Raw genomic sequence first — 16,036 nt, forward strand, 5'->3', positions numbered from 1 at the left:
TCTTGTGACCGGTTTTTTCTCTGGGAGCATACAGCAGTTTTAATGATTAAATTATCTTAACTGGCAGTCTGAAAATGCCTGGCGAATATTGTTGTTAATTCGGTTTTATGGATAATACACAGCTATATTTACTCAAATTAACAATTTTTACGATTAGTTTACGCGACAGGGACTGTCTTATGGCTTTGAAAAACACATCAATTTCGCTTTGCTTTTCTCTGATGGCTGGCGCTTTTATCGCCACTAAAGCTTTTGCAGCAGACGCGTTACCTGATGCAGATGATCAGATCCGGCAGCAGCAACAGCGCCAGCAGGCGCTGGAGCAGCAAATTGCGCCGAAAGCGCCCGATGTGCGGCTTTCACCGCCCGCATCCGGCTTTGGTCGTATCCGGTTTCCTGATGAAAAACCCTGTTTTCCTGTCGCCCGCATCATGCTGGAAGGGCAGCAGGCTCTGCCTCACTGGTTGCCGCTTAACCATATTGCCAGCCAGGCCCGGGGAAAATGTCTGGGCGCGCGGGGCATTAACCTGCTGATGAGTACGCTGCAAAACCGGCTGGTGGATCATGGCTATGTCACCACGCGCGTGCTGGCACCGTCACAGGATCTCAACAGTGGCGTGCTGCGTCTGGTGATCCTGCCCGGCTATGTCCGCGAGGCAAAACTGACGCCGGATAGCGACCGTCATCTCTGGCTGTACAGCGCTTTTCCTGCGCACGATGGCAACCTGCTGGATTTGCGGGATATCGAACAGGGGCTGGAAAACCTGCAACGGCTGCCTACGGTGGACGCTGATATGTCGATAGTGCCTGGTGAACAGCCGGGTGAGAGCGATATTCAGGTGCGCTGGAAGCAAAAGAAGATGTGGCGTGTCGGTGTCTCGCTTGATGACTCCGGGACCCGCAGCACCGGACGTTACTCCGGTGGAGTGACCCTGTCGCTCGATAACCCTTTTGCGCTGAGCGACCTTTTTTATGTATCAGCCACGCACGATCTGCAGAGCGGGGGCGGTAAAGGCAGCAAAAACCTTACCGGCCACTACTCCGTGCCGTTTGGTTACTGGATGTTCTCTGCGACAGGCAGCGACTATGACTATCACCAGACGGTGGCGGGAACCAATCAGGACTACCGGTATAGCGGCAAAAGTAAAAGCCTGGATCTGCAGCTCAGCCGTGTCCTGCATCGCAATGGCTCACAGAAAACCTCACTGACCTATGATGTCCTGACGCGCGAAACCCATAACTATATCAATGACACTGAAGTTCAGGTCCAGCATCGTCAGACCGCTGCGTGGCGTATCGGTCTGCAACACCGCCACTATATCCGTCAGGCAACGCTGGATGCAGGCATCAGCTATCAGCGGGGGACGCGCTGGTTCGGTGCGCAGCCCGCACCCGAGGAGTACTTTGGCGAAGCAACGGCGCTGAGCAAAATCGTTCAGCTTAACGCGCAGTTTAATCTGCCATTCAGCCTCGGTGACCAGCATTTTCGATACAACGTTCAGTACCTGCGCCAGATGAGCAATACGCCGCTCACGCCACAGGAACAATTCTCTATTGGTAACCGCTGGACCGTGCGCGGCTTTGACGGTGAGCGCACGCTTAATGCCAGCCGTGGCTGGTTTGTCCGCAATGACATTGCCTGGCGTACGCCGCTGCCTGCGCAGGAGTTCTACCTTGGCGCGGACTATGGCGAAGTGGGCGGAGCAGGCAGTGAACTGCTGACGGGGCAGCATCTGGCAGGCGGTGTCGCAGGGCTGCGTGGTCAGGCTTTTAATACCGGTTATGACCTGTTTATCGGCACGCCGCTGTCGAAACCAGAGGGCTTACGCACCAGCAGCGTCACGCTCGGCTTCAACCTTAACTGGAGCTACTGAAGATGCGCGCGGGAAAATATGAGATTAAATCTCCCCTGATTCTGGGAGGTGAAGAGAGCGAATCAGAAGTGCTGGGTGCCGCGGTGTGGCTCTGGATGCACTCGCCGCTGCATCGTGATGCCCCGTTGCATACGCTGCCTGCGCTTTTGCTGCCGATCATCAAAGAGCAGCAATATGTACTGGTCGCTGAAGCGGATACGCCGGTTTTCTTCTTCAGCTGGGCCTGGCTGAACGAGCAGACCGAAGCGATCTATCTTACGCAGCCTTCTATCCATTTCCCGCCTGACGCGTGGAACAGCGGCGAGCGCATGTGGTGCTGTGACTGGATTGCGCCGTTTGGCCATACCGTGGCGATGAGTCGTCTTATCCGTCGCGATCTCTTTCCTCATGCCTGCTGGCGGGCGTTAGATCATCGTGGTGAACAGCGCGGCAAGCGCGTATTCAACTTTCATGGCAGCCGTGTCAGTCATGAGGCGGCAAAACAGTGGCGGCAGCAGCATCCGGTCGCCGTGGCGTTACCCCAAATCTGATAAGGACATTAGATGAACAGCAACCTCTATCGCATCATTTTCAACAAAGCCCGCGGCATGCTGATGGTGGTGCCCGATATTGCAAAATCAGGCCGGGCCGGTAGCGCGCGTGCTTCAGGTGTCGGGCGCACGCTCAGCAGGATGATTGGCCGGGTCGGGGCGTTAAGCTTCAGTCTCTGGCTGGCGATGGGGGTGATACAGCCTGCCAGTGCCGCCATTGTGGCGGACGCGCAGGCACCGGGGGGGCAGCAGCCGACGATTATAAACAGTGCTAACGGAACGCCGCAGATTAATATCCAGACGCCTTCCGCAGGTGGCGTTTCCCGTAATACCTATAGTCAGTTCGATGTCGGTCAGCAGGGAGCGATTCTCAATAACTCCCACAAAAACGTTCAGACTGAACTCGGCGGCATGGTCAGCGGCAACCCCTGGCTCGCCCGGGGTGAAGCCAGAGTCATCCTGAATGAGGTGAACTCACGCGATCCCAGCCGCCTCAACGGTTTTGTTGAAGTTGCGGGTCAGAAAGCTCAGGTTGTCATTGCTAACCCATCCGGTATTACCTGCAACGGCTGCGGATTTATCAATGCTAATCGCGGCACGCTGACCACCGGTCAGGCGCAGCTGAACAATGGCAACCTGACCGGCTTTAACGTTGAGCGTGGTGAGGTAGTGGTTGAGGGCGCGGGTATGGACAGCTCACGCCAGGACTACACCGACATTATTGCCCGCTCGGTGAAGGTTAACGCCAGCGTCTGGGCGAATGATCTCAGGGTTACCACCGGGCGAAACCAGGTCGATGCCGCACACCAGCAGGTCACGAAGCAGGGCGACGATCCTGCCACACAACCGCAGATGGCGCTTGATGTATCCAGTCTGGGAGGAATGTACGCCGGTAAAATCCGGCTGATCGGCACTGAGACGGGCGTCGGTGTGCGCAGTGCGGGCAATATCGGCGCGCAGGCGGGCTCGGTGGTCATCACCGCGGATGGCCGCATTGAGAACAGCGGCGTGATTCAGAGCCGTGATGATGTGCAGATCGCCACTTCTGGCGGCGTCAGCAACAGCGGCACGATCTTTGCTGGCGGCAATGCGTCGGTCACCCGTGCGGCAGAGGTGCAGAACAGCGGCTCTGTTGCCGCACGCAACAACGTTACGCTGCAGGCTGGCAGCCTCAGCAGTAGTTCTTCAGGCATCCTTGCGGCTGGTATTCAGGACGATGGCAGACCGGGAGAGTCAGGTGACCTGACCCTGACGACAACGGGCCAGTTAACTGCACAGGGGCAAAACGTGGCTGGCGGGAGCCTGACCGCAAGCGGACAGAGTATTGATCTCAGCAGCAGCCGCACTCAGGGGAAAAACCTGACGCTCGACGCCCGTGAAGGCGATATCGTGACGCGCAGCGGCACGCTGGCCGCGCAGCAGCAGCTCAGCGCCCGCACCGGCAAAATGCTGAACAACGATGGCGGCACGCTGTCCGCCAGTCAGCTCAATCTGCAGGCCCATGATCTCTCCAGTCAGCAGGGCCAGATAATCCAGACTGGCAGTGACGATCTCACGCTCAGTTTCGCGGGCAGCCTGAATAATCAGGGCGGTCATATCGCGACGAACAGCGACAACCTGACGCTCAACGCGGCTGTGATCGATAACCCGTCTGGTGACATCACCCATGCCGGTCGTAACACGCTGGCGATCACGACCGGCGATCTGCGCGGCAACGCGGGTTCACTGCGCTCAAACGGTCAGCTCACGCTGCGCGGTGGCAATATTGATCTTGATGGCGGCACCACCTCGGCACAGCAGATTGATATTGATGCGGAACGTTTATCTAACCGGCAGGGCTCGCTTGTTCAGGGGGGCAGCGGCGAAATGCGCCTGCACACCCGCGATCTTTTCGATAATGAGAAGGGGTATGTGGCTACCCGTGGCGATATGGTGCTGGAGGCGGCCGGGCTGAATAACCTGCAGGGGCAGCTTTCTGGCAGCAATCTTACGCTGTCACTGAACCAGGGGACGCTGGCTAATCAGGACGGTGTGATTGCGGCTTCCGGCGCACTGCGCAGTGACAGCGGCGCGCTGAATAATGATGGCGGGCTGTTGCAGGCTGGAAGCGACCTGCAACTCGACACGCACGGCGAGCGCATCAGTAATCAGCACAGCGGGGACACCGGAGGCATTCTCAGTTCGGGAACGCTGACAGTGCGCAGCGGCGGATTTGATAACCGCCAGGGCATGCTGGCGAGTGGCGGCGACGCCGGGCTGACGACGCAGGCTTTCGATAACCAGGACGGTCAGCTAATCGGTAAACAACGCCTGCAAATCACCACGCTCGGTGCGCTGAATAACGACAGCGGGCAGATAGCGTCGGGTGGGGATGCCAGCATCACTACAAACGGCTACGCGCTCACTAATCGTGACAGCGGCAGCGACGGCGGCATCAGCAGTCTGGGTACGCTGACGCTGGACACGGGCAGGATTGACAACCAGCAGGGCTTTATCGCCAGTGGCGGCGATTTCAGCCTGCGGGGCACACAGCTGAACAATCAGCAGGGCACGCTGGCTTCACAAGCCTCGATGGCTGCCGAAGCAGAAGGGGTCAGCAACCTCAGTGGCGCAATTCAGACAGGCCAGGGGTTAACGATGAATGTGACGCAGCAGCTGGACAACCAGCACGGCGTCATCGAGGCGGGTAAAACGCAGCGCATTACGGCGGCTGCGCTGCTGAACAACCAGGGCAGGCTGCTCAGTGGCGACACGGGGCGGCTGGATGTCGGCTCACTGGACAACCGGAGCGGCCAGCTGACGGCGCAGCAGGCACTGACGCTGCGCGGCGATACAGTGGATAACCGTGACGGCGGCCTTATCCAGAGCGGTGCGCAGCTTGATATTGGCGCTGAGACCCTGCTTAATCAGAACAGCGGCGAGAAAGGCGGACTCACCAGCCAGGGGGATATGCTTATCCGCGCCGGACACGCAGACAATGCGCAGGGTCTGATGCTGAGTGGGAAAGCCTTGCAACTGACGGTGGGCAGCCTGAATAATGCCGCTGGCACGCTGGTGGCACAAAATCAGCTCAGTCTCGACACGCAATCCGTACTTAATAACCGGGCAGGTCTGCTGCAGGGCGGTAGCGTGCTTATCGACAGCCACGGTCAGAAAATCGACAATCAGCGTGGCACCCTCTACAGCCTCGGCGATTTCAATCTGCAAAGCGGTGATATCGACAATCAGACTGGAACCGTGGGCGCGAAAGGCGATCTCTCACTGCAAAGTGCCGGCGTGGATAACCGCAGCGGCGGACGCCTCGTCAGCGAGCAGACGGCTTCGCTGCAGACGACGCACCTGGACAACCGTGGCGGAGAGATCCAGAGCATCGGCGATCTGCTGGTGACAGCGCAGAGCATGATTGACAATGCGGGCGGTCTCATCCGCAGTGGCGCGAATGCCGTGCTGAACGCACTGCAGCTGAATAATCAGGACACCCGGGATAACCAGCGGGGTATTGAAGCGGCCAGCCTGCAGATTAACAGCGACGATGTGTTCAATCAGCGCGGTGCATTACTGGCAGACCGGCAACTGACCATCAACAGTGGTGGAGTGATCAATAACCAGCAGGGAATGATCTCGGCGGGAGAAGATCTGCTGCTGCAGAGTCATCCCCAAACCTCCTTCAGTCGCCTGCGCAGCTTCAGAGCAGCGCAGCCTCAGGGCGATAGTCTGACGCTGGAAAATAGCGCGGGCCTCCTGAAAGCGGGCCGATCGCTGACGATCCGCGCCGATCGCGCAGCGGGCGACGGGCAGATCCTCTCCCTGGGTGATATCACACTGGTCAGTCAGCAGAGCCTGAATAACAGCGGTGAAATGATTGCCAACGGCAATTTCAACTTCACGACCGCAGGCGACGTCGACAACAGCGGTAAACTGCTGGCAGGCGGTAAGCTCGACCTGCGCGCCAGTAATCTGCTGAACGGCGCCACCGGTGAAATCAATGCCGGACAGGACTGGCTGAACCTCAGTGGAGAGCTGACCAACTACGGCCTCATTGACGGTAAGCAGACGCTGCTGAAAGCGGCAACCCTGACCAATATCGGCACAGGCCGGATCTATGGCGACAGTGTTGGCGTGCAGGCCGGTACCTTTAATGACCTGGCAGAAAATGGCACTGCGGCTACGCTGGCGGGTCGCGAGCGGGTCGATATCGGTGTGCAGACGCTGAATAATCGCGACCACGGCCTGATCTACAGCGCAGGAGATATGGCGCTGGGCGGCAGCCTGGATGCCGACGGCATTGCGACCGGCAGCGCGGGCATCCTCAACAACCACAGTTCCACCATCGAGTCAGCGGGCAACATGCAGATGGCTGCCGGTGAGATCAATAACGTTAACGACCATTTCAGCACCGCCTTGGTGACTGTCTCTACGGAGGCGATCACCGAGTATCAGCACTCGGGCGACACGGTTCGCTGGAAAGCTGGTGAGCCCGGTGTCTTTGTCGATAACAACTCCGCCGACTCCCTGCTTAACCTCAACACGCCAGGCAACACTGGCAGCAATAACGACAATTTCTATCAGTATGACTACACCCGTACGGTGCAGGAGACGCAGATCACCGAAAGCGATCCGGCAAAGATTATCGCGGGTGGCGATATGACGATAAATGCTGACCGCGTGCTGAACGACAAAAGTCAGATTGTCGCGGGCAACACGCTGACGATAAATGCGGGTGAACTTAATAACGCCGATGTGGCGGGTCAGCATATCACCACCGACGTCGGTAAGGTTATACATTACAAACGCATCCGGCATAAAGGCGGCGACGAGCAGGGTGACAACAAATCGGACTACACACCGCCGGATGTGATTGCGACGATTGCCCTGAAGCCCGGACAGCTTGTCGACCATGGTGAACTGAGTGGCAATCCCATTTCCCTTGCCCCACAGAGCACAGCGGGAACTGATGCCACAATTGGCCGCGTGGGCGGCGTGGATGCGCATATCACAGGCAGTAACCTGATACCCGCGATGCAGGATCCAGGCCGTGGTTCACTGCCTGACATTGCCGCTGTACTCAAACCGGGGCAGCGTTTTGAAGTCCCCAGCAGTCAGGGTGAGAGCGCGAGCGTGGTCCGTATAGTCGGGCCAGACACGCGGCTGCCGGACAACAGCCTGTTCAGAACAAATCCGTCGCCGGGTGGCAAATACCTGATAGAAACCGATGCGCGCTTTACGCAGGAGAAGCAGTGGCTGAGCAGCGACTACATGCAGGACGCTCTGACACAGAACAGCGATTATGTGCTGAAGCGCCTTGGCGACGGCTATTATGAGCAGCGCCTGATCCGGGAGCAGGTCATTAACCTGACGGGCCAGCGTTATCTCGACGGGTTCAGTAACGACGAAGATCAGTATAAGGCGCTGATGAACAACGCTATCGCCTTCAGCCAGCAGTATCATCTGACGCCTGGCCTGGCGCTGACGCCAGAGCAGATGGCGCTGCTGACAAAAGATATTGTCTGGCTGGTCAACGCGCAGGTCAGACTGCCGGATGGCTCCAGTCAGACGGTGCTGGTGCCGCAGGTTTATGCGCGCGTGCAGCCGGGCGATGTCGACGGCAGCGGTGCGCTGATTGCGGGCCGTAACCTCAATCTGAATCTGGGTGGTGGTCTGTTCAACAGCGGCACACTGGCCGGGCGCGAAGTCGTGAAACTCAGCGCCGACAACATCACCAACCTGACGGGCACCATCAAAGGCGCCAGTGTCGATCTTAACGCCCGCACGGATATCAACAATACTGGCGGCGTGATCCAGGCAACGGACTCGCTGCTGGCCCGCGCCGGACGGGATATCAATGCCATCAGCACGACCCGCAGCGTCAGTCGCCAGAACGGTGAAAGCCGGTTCTCGCGGACTAACGTAGATAGCGTAGCGGGCTTGTACGTGCAGGGCGACGACGGCAGGCTGATATTGCAGGCCGGACGCGATATCACTCTGACAGCGGCGCAGGTGGTGAACAGTGGCGTAAACAGCCAGACGGTGTTGCATGCGGGCCGCGACCTCAGTCTCAACACCGTCACCACGGCCAGCCGCGACGATCTCGTCTGGGATGGCAATAACAGCCTGAAGCAGGGTAACACCCAGGAGGTCGGCAGCGACGTGGTGGGCAAAGGCGACGTCTCACTGCTGGCAGGCAACGATCTTAACACACGCGCGGCTACGCTGTCGGCAGATGTCGCCCTGGCGCTGACCGCCGGCCATGACATCACAGTGACCAGTGGCGAAAACACCCAGGATCTGGACGAGCGGCAAAAGACGACGGGCAGCAGCGGCTGGCTGTCGAAGAGTACCACGACCACGCGCGATCAGATTGCGCGGCAGACCACGCAGGGAAGCTCACTGAGCGGCGACAGCGTCACGGTGGCGGCAGGCAACGACCTGCGTGTGCAGGGCAGCCAGATAGCCGGGACGAATGATGTCGTCCTGCAGGCCGGTAACGATCTCAGCATCACGGGCGCCACCGAGCGGAACAGCGAACTGCATCTGTCGCAGGAGAAAAAGAGCGGGCTGTCCGGTACCGGCGGCATCGGTTTCAGTTACGGCACGCAGAGCCTGAAAACCACCGACACCACAGAGACACTGACGAACCAGGGCAGCACCGTGGGCAGCGTGAACGGCAACGTGTCGCTGACGGCGGGCAACCGGCTGGATATCAGTGGCTCCGATCTCGTTGCCGGTAAAAACCTGGCCCTGGACGGTCGCGAGGTCAGCATCACCGCAGCAGAGAACCAGAGCAGCCAGACGCACAAAGTGGAGCAGAAAACTTCCGGGCTGACGCTGGCGCTCTCCGGCACGGTGGGCAGTGCGCTGAATACGGCGACGCAGACGGTGCAGGAGGCGAAGTCCGCCGACAGCGGTCGGCTGGCGGCGCTGCAGGGCACCAAAGCGGCGCTCAATGGCGTGCAGGCGACCCAGGCCGCGCGCCTCTCGGCGGCGCAGGGCGACAGCCCTGATAACAACAACACCATCGGCGTCAGCCTCTCTTACGGCAGCCAGTCCTCTACCTCCACGCAGCGCAGCGAACAGCGCACCGCGCAGGGCAGCAGCCTGACGGCGGGCGACAACCTGAGCGTGGTGGCACGTGGCAGCGGCGTGAAAGGAGAGGACGGTGATCTGACGGTGCAGGGCAGCCAGCTGCAGGCGGGTAAAGACCTGCTGCTGTCGGCGAACCGGGACCTGAACCTGCTGTCGGCCACCAATACCTCGTCGCTGGAGGGGAAAAATGAGAGCCACGGCGGTACGGCCGGCGTGGGCATCGGCGCGGGCCAGGGGGGCTGGGGCATCAGCGTGTCCGCCAGCGTCAATAAGGCGAAGGGCAGCGAGCAGGGCAGCGGCGTCACCCATACGGAAACGCAGGTGAGCGCGGGCCGCCAGGTGACAATGATCAGCGGCCGCGACACCACGCTCCGGGGCGCGCAGGTCAGCGGGGAGCAGGTGAAGGCGGAGGTGGCGCGCAACCTGACGCTGGCGAGCGAGCAGGACAGCGACCGGTACGACTCGAAGCAGCAGAGCGCCAGCGCGGGCGGCAGCTTCACGTTCGGCTCGATGACCGGGTCGGCAAACGTGAACCTGAGCCGGGACAAAATGCACAGTACCTGGCAGAGCGTGGAGGAGCAGACCGGGATTTTTGCCGGCAAGGGAGGCTTTGACGTCAGCGTGGGCGAACACACGCAGCTGGACGGGGCGGTCATCGGTTCGACCGCGACGGCGGACAGGAACCGGCTGGAAACCGGCACGCTGGGCTGGAATGACATGGAAAACCACGCGGACTATCAGGTGGAGCACCAGAGCGCGGGGATGAGCACCGGGGGCAGCATCGGCGGCCAGTTCGCCGGGAACATGGCGAACGGTCTGCTGACGGGGGCGAACCGCAGCGGCAGCGACAGCTCGGTGACGAAGGCGGCGGTGAGCGAGGGCGCGCTGGTTATCCGCAACCCGGACAGTCAGGCGCAGGACGTGAGCGGGCTGAGCCGCGACGCGGCGCACGCGAACCAGACGCTGTCGCCGATATTCGACAAGGAGAAAGAGCAGAACCGGCTGCAGGAGGCGCAGCTGATAGGTGAGATAGGGAACCAGGCGGCGGATATCGCGCGGACGGAGGGGCAGATAGCGGCGACGAAAGCCGGTAAGGAAGAGCTGGCCCGCAATGGCGTTAAAGAGCCGGGTAAAGGCGCACCGGAGGAAGAGTGGGCCGCCTACAACAAAGCGCTGGCCGCGACCGGCAGCTACAGAGCGGCACAGCAGCAGTGGGGCACCGGCAGCGATATCCAGCGGGGTATTCAGGCCGCCACGGCGGCGATTCAGGGTCTGGCGGGGGGTAACCTGGCGCAGGCGGCGAGCGGGGCGGCGGCACCGTACCTGGCGGGGGTCATCCACAGCATGACCACCACGAAGGATGCGAACGGTAAAGACGTGGTGAACGTGCAGGCGAACCTGATGGCGCACGCGGTGGTGGGGGCGGTGACGGCCTACGCGGCGGGCAACAGTGCGGTGGCGGGGGCGTCGGGCGCGGCGATGGGCGAATACATCGCGCAGCAGATGTATCCGGGCGTTGACCGTAACGACCTGAGTGAAGAGCAGCGTCAGACCATCAGCGCGCTGGGCACGCTGGCGGCGGGGCTTGCGGGCGGGGTGACGGGCGACAGCACGGCGGGCGCGGTGGCGGGTGCGCAGGCTGGGAAGAATGCGGTTGAGAATAACTTCCTGGGCGCGACTTCTTCCGACAAGCTCGGCAAAGCTGTTGAGAAAATCAAACAGGGAGATAAATCACTGGCGGCGGCTAATGAGCTGATAAAGCTGGACAATGCCGACAAACGCAGTGATGCGCTGGTCAGCAAGTTCACTAAAGACCCTTCACAGATGAGCAGCACAGAACGCGCTGAACTGTCGGGTTATCTGCGCGTTTATGCAAGTGAAATGGAGAAAGAATATGGTCCGGCAGTGTCGCAGGAACTGGTGAAAGGGTTGCTGTCGGGTCAGGACTATGTGAAACGGAACCCTGACTCTGAAGCGATGAGCAAGGCACAGAGCATTATGAATACCTGGGGCTACCATAAATCAAATGCGAGTATCGGTGATGCGCCTCTGATGTTTAGCGGCAGCGTGCTGGGAGTGACTGTGAAAGGTATGGCGGCTAATGCAGCAATCGGTGTGGGAGTTAATGCTGGCGTTCAACTTGCCGGAAAAGATCCGTTCAGTTATGTGGATGTCATTATGGCGGGAGTCACAGCAGCTGCGACAACCGGGAAGGGCATTATAGTTTCAACCCCTATCAATATGGGCGGCGCAGTGGTTGGGAGCGCGATAAAAGGGGAAGATCCTACAGGTTCAGCCATTGCTGCTGGGGCTGGCTCCATATTTGGCGGAGTGGCCGGAAAGGTTGCTACAGAACAGTTGAAACCTGTGATCAAAGAAGGAAGTGCCGAAATTATAGGGACCGTTACAGGTGGAACTGTGAGCGAGATTACAGGAAAAAATGTACAAGATGCTCTGAATAATGCAGGTGGCAAGAATGGAAAAAATTAATATCAAGGATCTATTTATATTGATTTTTTACTGTATATGCATTCTTTGTTGCGCTGTAATGCTTGGATATTTAATAGCGCCTACGATAATCTATTTTAAAGTGGGTATATTCAATATCGACTGGGGATTCGTTCTGCCTGATACTTTTAAAAAAGGCTGTGTCGGAGGAACAATACTTGGTATCGGTATTTGGCTCAAAGGCAAGTTAAGAGAACGGCAGATCAACAAAGAATAGACTAAATGAAAAAATCCCAGCCATCATAAAACGCACCCCAAAAGCTGGATGTCCAGCTTAGTAAGGTGTGATCCTCCGAGCCGGGATTTTTACCTGTCACTCAGCCACTGGCCGAATCACAAGTCGGCGGTGAGTGAAGGCACCATCGTTATCCGCGATAAGGAAAAACAGGCGCAGGACGTTGCAACGCTGAGCCGCGACGTGGAAAATGCGAATCCGGGTCTGGATGTCATCTTTGATAAAGAGAAGGAGCAGAACCGGCTGCAGGAGGCGCAGCTGATAGGTGAGATAGGGAACCAGGCGGCGGATATCGCGCGGACGGAGGGGCAGATAGCGGCGACGAAAGCCGGTAAGGAAGAGCTGGCCCGCAATGGCGTTAAAGAGCCGGGTAAAGGCGCACCGGAGGAAGAGTGGGCCGCCTACAACAAAGCGCTGGCCGCGACCGGCAGCTACAGAGCGGCACAGCAGCAGTGGGGCACCGGCAGCGATATCCAGCGGGGTATTCAGGCCGCCACGGCGGCGATTCAGGGTCTGGCGGGGGGTAACCTGGCGCAGGCGGCGAGCGGGGCGGCGGCACCATACCTGGCGGGGGTCATCCACAGCATGACCACCACGAAGGATGCGAACGGTAAAGACGTGGTGAACGTGCAGGCGAACCTGATGGCGCACGCGGTGGTGGGGGCGGTGACGGCCTACGCGGCGGGCAACAGTGCGGTGGCGGGGGCGTCGGGCGCGGCGATGGGCGAATACATTGCGCAGCAGATGTATCCGGGCGTTGACCGTAACGACCTGAGTGAGGAGCAGCGTCAGACCATCAGCGCGCTGGGCACGCTGGCGGCGGGGCTTGCGGGCGGGGTGACCGGCGACAGCACGGCGGGCGCGGTGGCAGGTGCGCAGGCTGGGAAGAATGCGGTTGAGAATAACTCGCTGGCCGGGGACAAAGCGCGGGAGTCAGTTAAACAAAGCGCAGAATGGTGGAAAACTCAGGTCAGGAATAAGCTTGGGGAGAATATTGCGTCCCAGCTCGTCAATGGCTTGATTAATGCCAGCAGTGAAACCAGTGACTTCGTGATGCTCGGTGGTGATACCGCATTCGATTTGACAGCAGCACTGGCGACCTGTGCAACTGGAGGCAGCTACTGCGGTCAGGCCCAAAGTGATTTAGCGAAAAAAGATGCAGGAGCGGCAGCCACACTGACTGCCATCATGAATGGCGATGCGTGGGAGGGGATTAAATCCACAACCATCAAAGCGGCCAATGGCGATCAGAAGGCTCTGGAGAGTTTTGCGGGAGTATTATCAGGCGCTTTAGTTTCAGCGAAGGTTTTTCCTTCCGGAGGATCATCGGCAAACGTTGCTGGTAAGGCTGAATCAACAACTGTAAATGCAGGTAAGGCGACCAGTGGCGCGGAAAATGCTGCGACTTATCCGAAGCTGAAAGATGACCTGGTACAGCAAAATCTGAATAATATTGCGAAGCAGGATCCAAGACTGGCCGCAGTAGTTCAGGGTGACAATGGCAAACCGAATTATGGTGTGGGTTCCAGTACTAAAGCAGAAGCCGACCGATTAGGTAAAATCTGGGTAGGCGATGGTGCCAGACTTACAAGTGATGGTAGTGGATTGATGAGTGCAGACAAAACTCGTGTGTACCGATTCCCAGCGTCAAAAGATAATAGTTCACATGCCACAACGGGTACCCAAGCTAATTTTGAAACATATAAAATAAATCCTGTAACAGGGGATAAAAAGAAAATTGGTAACGGTCATCTGGATATAAATTAGGACATAAACATGAAAGCTATTTTAAAAAATATTTCAAATGATGATCATGATCTGGGTAAATTTTACCCGGAAGATGAAAACTCTTTCTCGATTCGGTTACTGCTACGCATAGGAGCTGAAAATAGCGTTGGTGCCGATAACTTCGATCTTCATGTCTGCACCCCCGAATGGCTCTGTAAGCATCAGTGGTTGCCGGAACTGATGCGTCACACGCTTTTGGTACGTAAATATGATTTAGATGAGATCATCAAAACCATAACCGATTATATCGACCAGTGCGAAGGTGAAGACTGGATGGAGATAGCACAAAAGCTCTCCCGCGTTTTTGCCTGGGAATATGAAGATTACCAGTCGTAAATGACAAATCCCAGCCCTTACCGGCTGGGATTTTCGCTTATTACTTAGTCAGCCAGCGCCCCGCTTCTTCGGTTTCGCCATCACCTGCATCTCGTCCATCAGCTCACGCTGCTTACGGGCCGAGAGCTTCGGGCAGAGCTGGCGCAGGGTCTGTATCACCTCCAGCTCCGGTGGCGGTACTTCCGCCGTCAGCACCAGACAGCCGTTCATCACCCGCACATTAACCGGCGTCCCGGTTGCAAACCCCGCCACTTCCAGCCGGCCACCTTTAAGCGTAATACAGTGCGGTGGCGGGGGCGTCGGGCGCAGCGATGGGCGAGTACATTGCGCAGCAGATGTATCCGGGTGTTGACCGTAACGACCTGAGTGAAGAGCTGCGCCAGACCATCAGCGCGCTGGGCACGCTGGCGGCGGGGCTTGCGGGCGGCGTGACGGGCGACAGCACGGCGGGTGCGCAGGCTGGGAAGAATGCGGTTGAGAATAATAACCTTAGCTTTGATGAAGCTCGTGCTTTTGACAAAGAGCTTTCGGCATGTAAGAAATCAGGTGGTGACTATTCTAATATTATCAACCGTTACGATTCAATAAATAAATCTAATCGGGAAAAAATGCATGCACTGGTAGCCAGCGATCCGTTAACTGCCCTTGCCGGACAAACAAAATGGGATATAGATGGTGGTTTAGCTGCTGCAAGCAGACCTGACTGGTTATATGGTTCTTTGGACAATCACCGTGTTAAGGACTATGTGCTGGCAAATAATACAACTGATTTAACATATCTAAATCAGTATGTCACTAATAGTGATCGGGCTAAAGCATTTTTTGGCGAGCCAAAGAATTACTGGGGATTTGTTGGAGGAATTAAATCGCTTTTCTCATCAGCGGCCACAAATAATGAAAAATTGATTGGATCTTCCTTAAGTTTTGGGGCGAATGGGGCCGTACAAATAACGTCCGGTAATACAGGTGATAAAGTTGATTACGTAGGATTTCTGGCGTCTGGGCCGACTGGAGCGGCAACTGCCGGAAAATCATATTATGCAAGTCAGTTAATAGGGGCGGGTAGTGCCTACATGACAAGTCAAATAACTGCTCAGGATAGTAAAGTTGCCGTGCTGGGAAGTATGGCCGGTACTGCATTAGGCTATGGTGTTGGCGGAGTAATTACTAAAAAGTTTGAATCGCAATACATCAAAAATCAGTTGGGAATGGATGCCAGTAAAAATGCCTTAAAATATTCTGAAACTTCTTTTGGTCCTGGATGTTTACTTAATGGTGGTGAAATGAGTCCATTACCTGGCACAATTGGCACAATTGGCACAATTGGCGGATTTGGTGGCTCATTAATATCGGAAGGTGCAAGCAGTGCAACTCAAAAGGAAAAAAGTGAAGGTGGTAAATGAAAAAAACTCTATTAGAGCTTGTTAAGCTAATGATTATATTGGCAGTTACATTTTTAATGGGAATGGTAATTAGCATTTGGCTTATCACTCGAGAACCAATTCCTTTAGATGTATATGTAAAATATGGGATAATTGGTGCTATTGTCGGGCTATGGGGAGGGGCTGGCACTTGGCTGATATTTTATCTACAAAGAAGAAGACGTTCTCGTAAGTAGTTGTTGTTGAGAATAACTGGCTGTACGTTAACGAAAAGCCATAGCTTGAGATAGCGAAGCTAGA

At 57.2% G+C, this 16,036-nt stretch carries 7 protein-coding genes and 2 pseudogenes; 8 read left to right on the top strand and 1 reads right to left on the bottom strand.

Annotated elements, in window-relative coordinates; all coding sequences use genetic code 11:
- Positions 1–179: 179 nt before the first annotated feature.
- From ACLHDD_RS02360 to ACLHDD_RS02385, 6 genes and pseudogenes are all read left to right on the top strand, one after another.
- Positions 180–1,874 carry a ShlB/FhaC/HecB family hemolysin secretion/activation protein gene (locus ACLHDD_RS02360; RefSeq protein ID WP_427102780.1) on the top strand — a complete coding sequence of 565 codons (1,695 nt, stop codon included), beginning with the start codon at positions 180–182 and terminating at the stop codon, positions 1,872–1,874.
- A 2-nt stretch (positions 1,875–1,876) separates the two neighbouring features.
- Positions 1,877–2,404, top strand: coding sequence for a toxin-activating lysine-acyltransferase (locus ACLHDD_RS02365; protein WP_427102781.1), 528 nt, complete (start codon positions 1,877–1,879; stop codon positions 2,402–2,404).
- A gap of 12 nt (positions 2,405–2,416) precedes the next feature.
- Positions 2,417–11,977 (top strand): hemagglutinin repeat-containing protein, encoded by a 9,561-nt coding sequence (locus tag ACLHDD_RS02370; RefSeq protein ID WP_427102782.1) that lies wholly within the window; start codon positions 2,417–2,419, stop codon positions 11,975–11,977.
- Positions 11,964–12,212 (top strand): hypothetical protein, encoded by a 249-nt coding sequence (locus ACLHDD_RS02375; RefSeq protein WP_427102783.1) that lies wholly within the window; start codon positions 11,964–11,966, stop codon positions 12,210–12,212. Before ACLHDD_RS02370 ends, ACLHDD_RS02375 begins: the two co-directional genes overlap by 14 nt.
- 120 nt (positions 12,213–12,332) lie before the next feature.
- A pseudogene (locus ACLHDD_RS02380) lies at positions 12,333–13,152 on the top strand (VENN motif pre-toxin domain-containing protein); the annotation flags it as partial.
- An 854-nt stretch (positions 13,153–14,006) separates the two neighbouring features.
- On the top strand, positions 14,007–14,354 hold the full coding sequence (locus tag ACLHDD_RS02385) for an immunity 8 family protein (RefSeq protein ID WP_427102784.1): 348 nt from the start codon (positions 14,007–14,009) through the stop codon (positions 14,352–14,354).
- Positions 14,355–14,402: 48 nt separating this feature from the next.
- On the opposite strand, the gene ACLHDD_RS02390 is transcribed toward ACLHDD_RS02385, so the two are convergent.
- Positions 14,403–14,606, bottom strand: coding sequence for a SymE family type I addiction module toxin (locus tag ACLHDD_RS02390; RefSeq protein WP_427102785.1), 204 nt, complete (start codon positions 14,604–14,606; stop codon positions 14,403–14,405).
- Between the two features lie 29 nt (positions 14,607–14,635).
- Here ACLHDD_RS02390 and ACLHDD_RS02395 point away from each other — a divergent pair.
- Together ACLHDD_RS02395 and ACLHDD_RS02400 are read left to right on the top strand one after the other, a co-directional pair.
- Positions 14,636–14,848: pseudogene (locus tag ACLHDD_RS02395) on the top strand (VENN motif pre-toxin domain-containing protein); the annotation flags it as partial.
- A 905-nt stretch (positions 14,849–15,753) separates the two neighbouring features.
- On the top strand, positions 15,754–15,972 hold the full coding sequence (locus ACLHDD_RS02400; protein WP_427102786.1) for a hypothetical protein: 219 nt from the start codon (positions 15,754–15,756) through the stop codon (positions 15,970–15,972).
- Positions 15,973–16,036: the final 64 nt, after the last annotated feature.

The organism is Pantoea sp. NSTU24, assembly GCF_050157905.1.
Lineage (GTDB): Bacteria > Pseudomonadota > Gammaproteobacteria > Enterobacterales > Enterobacteriaceae > Pantoea.

Bases quoted from the DNA above. Each gene is read 5' to 3' on its own strand.
- ACLHDD_RS02360 (WP_427102780.1), top strand. From the start codon at position 180: ATGGCTTTGAAAAACACATCAATTTCGCTTTGCTTTTCTCTGATGGCT.
- ACLHDD_RS02365 (WP_427102781.1), top strand. From the start codon at position 1,877: ATGCGCGCGGGAAAATATGAGATTAAATCTCCCCTGATTCTGGGAGGT.
- ACLHDD_RS02370 (WP_427102782.1), top strand. From the start codon at position 2,417: ATGAACAGCAACCTCTATCGCATCATTTTCAACAAAGCCCGCGGCATG.
- ACLHDD_RS02375 (WP_427102783.1), top strand. From the start codon at position 11,964: ATGGAAAAAATTAATATCAAGGATCTATTTATATTGATTTTTTACTGT.
- ACLHDD_RS02385 (WP_427102784.1), top strand. From the start codon at position 14,007: ATGAAAGCTATTTTAAAAAATATTTCAAATGATGATCATGATCTGGGT.
- ACLHDD_RS02400 (WP_427102786.1), top strand. From the start codon at position 15,754: ATGAAAAAAACTCTATTAGAGCTTGTTAAGCTAATGATTATATTGGCA.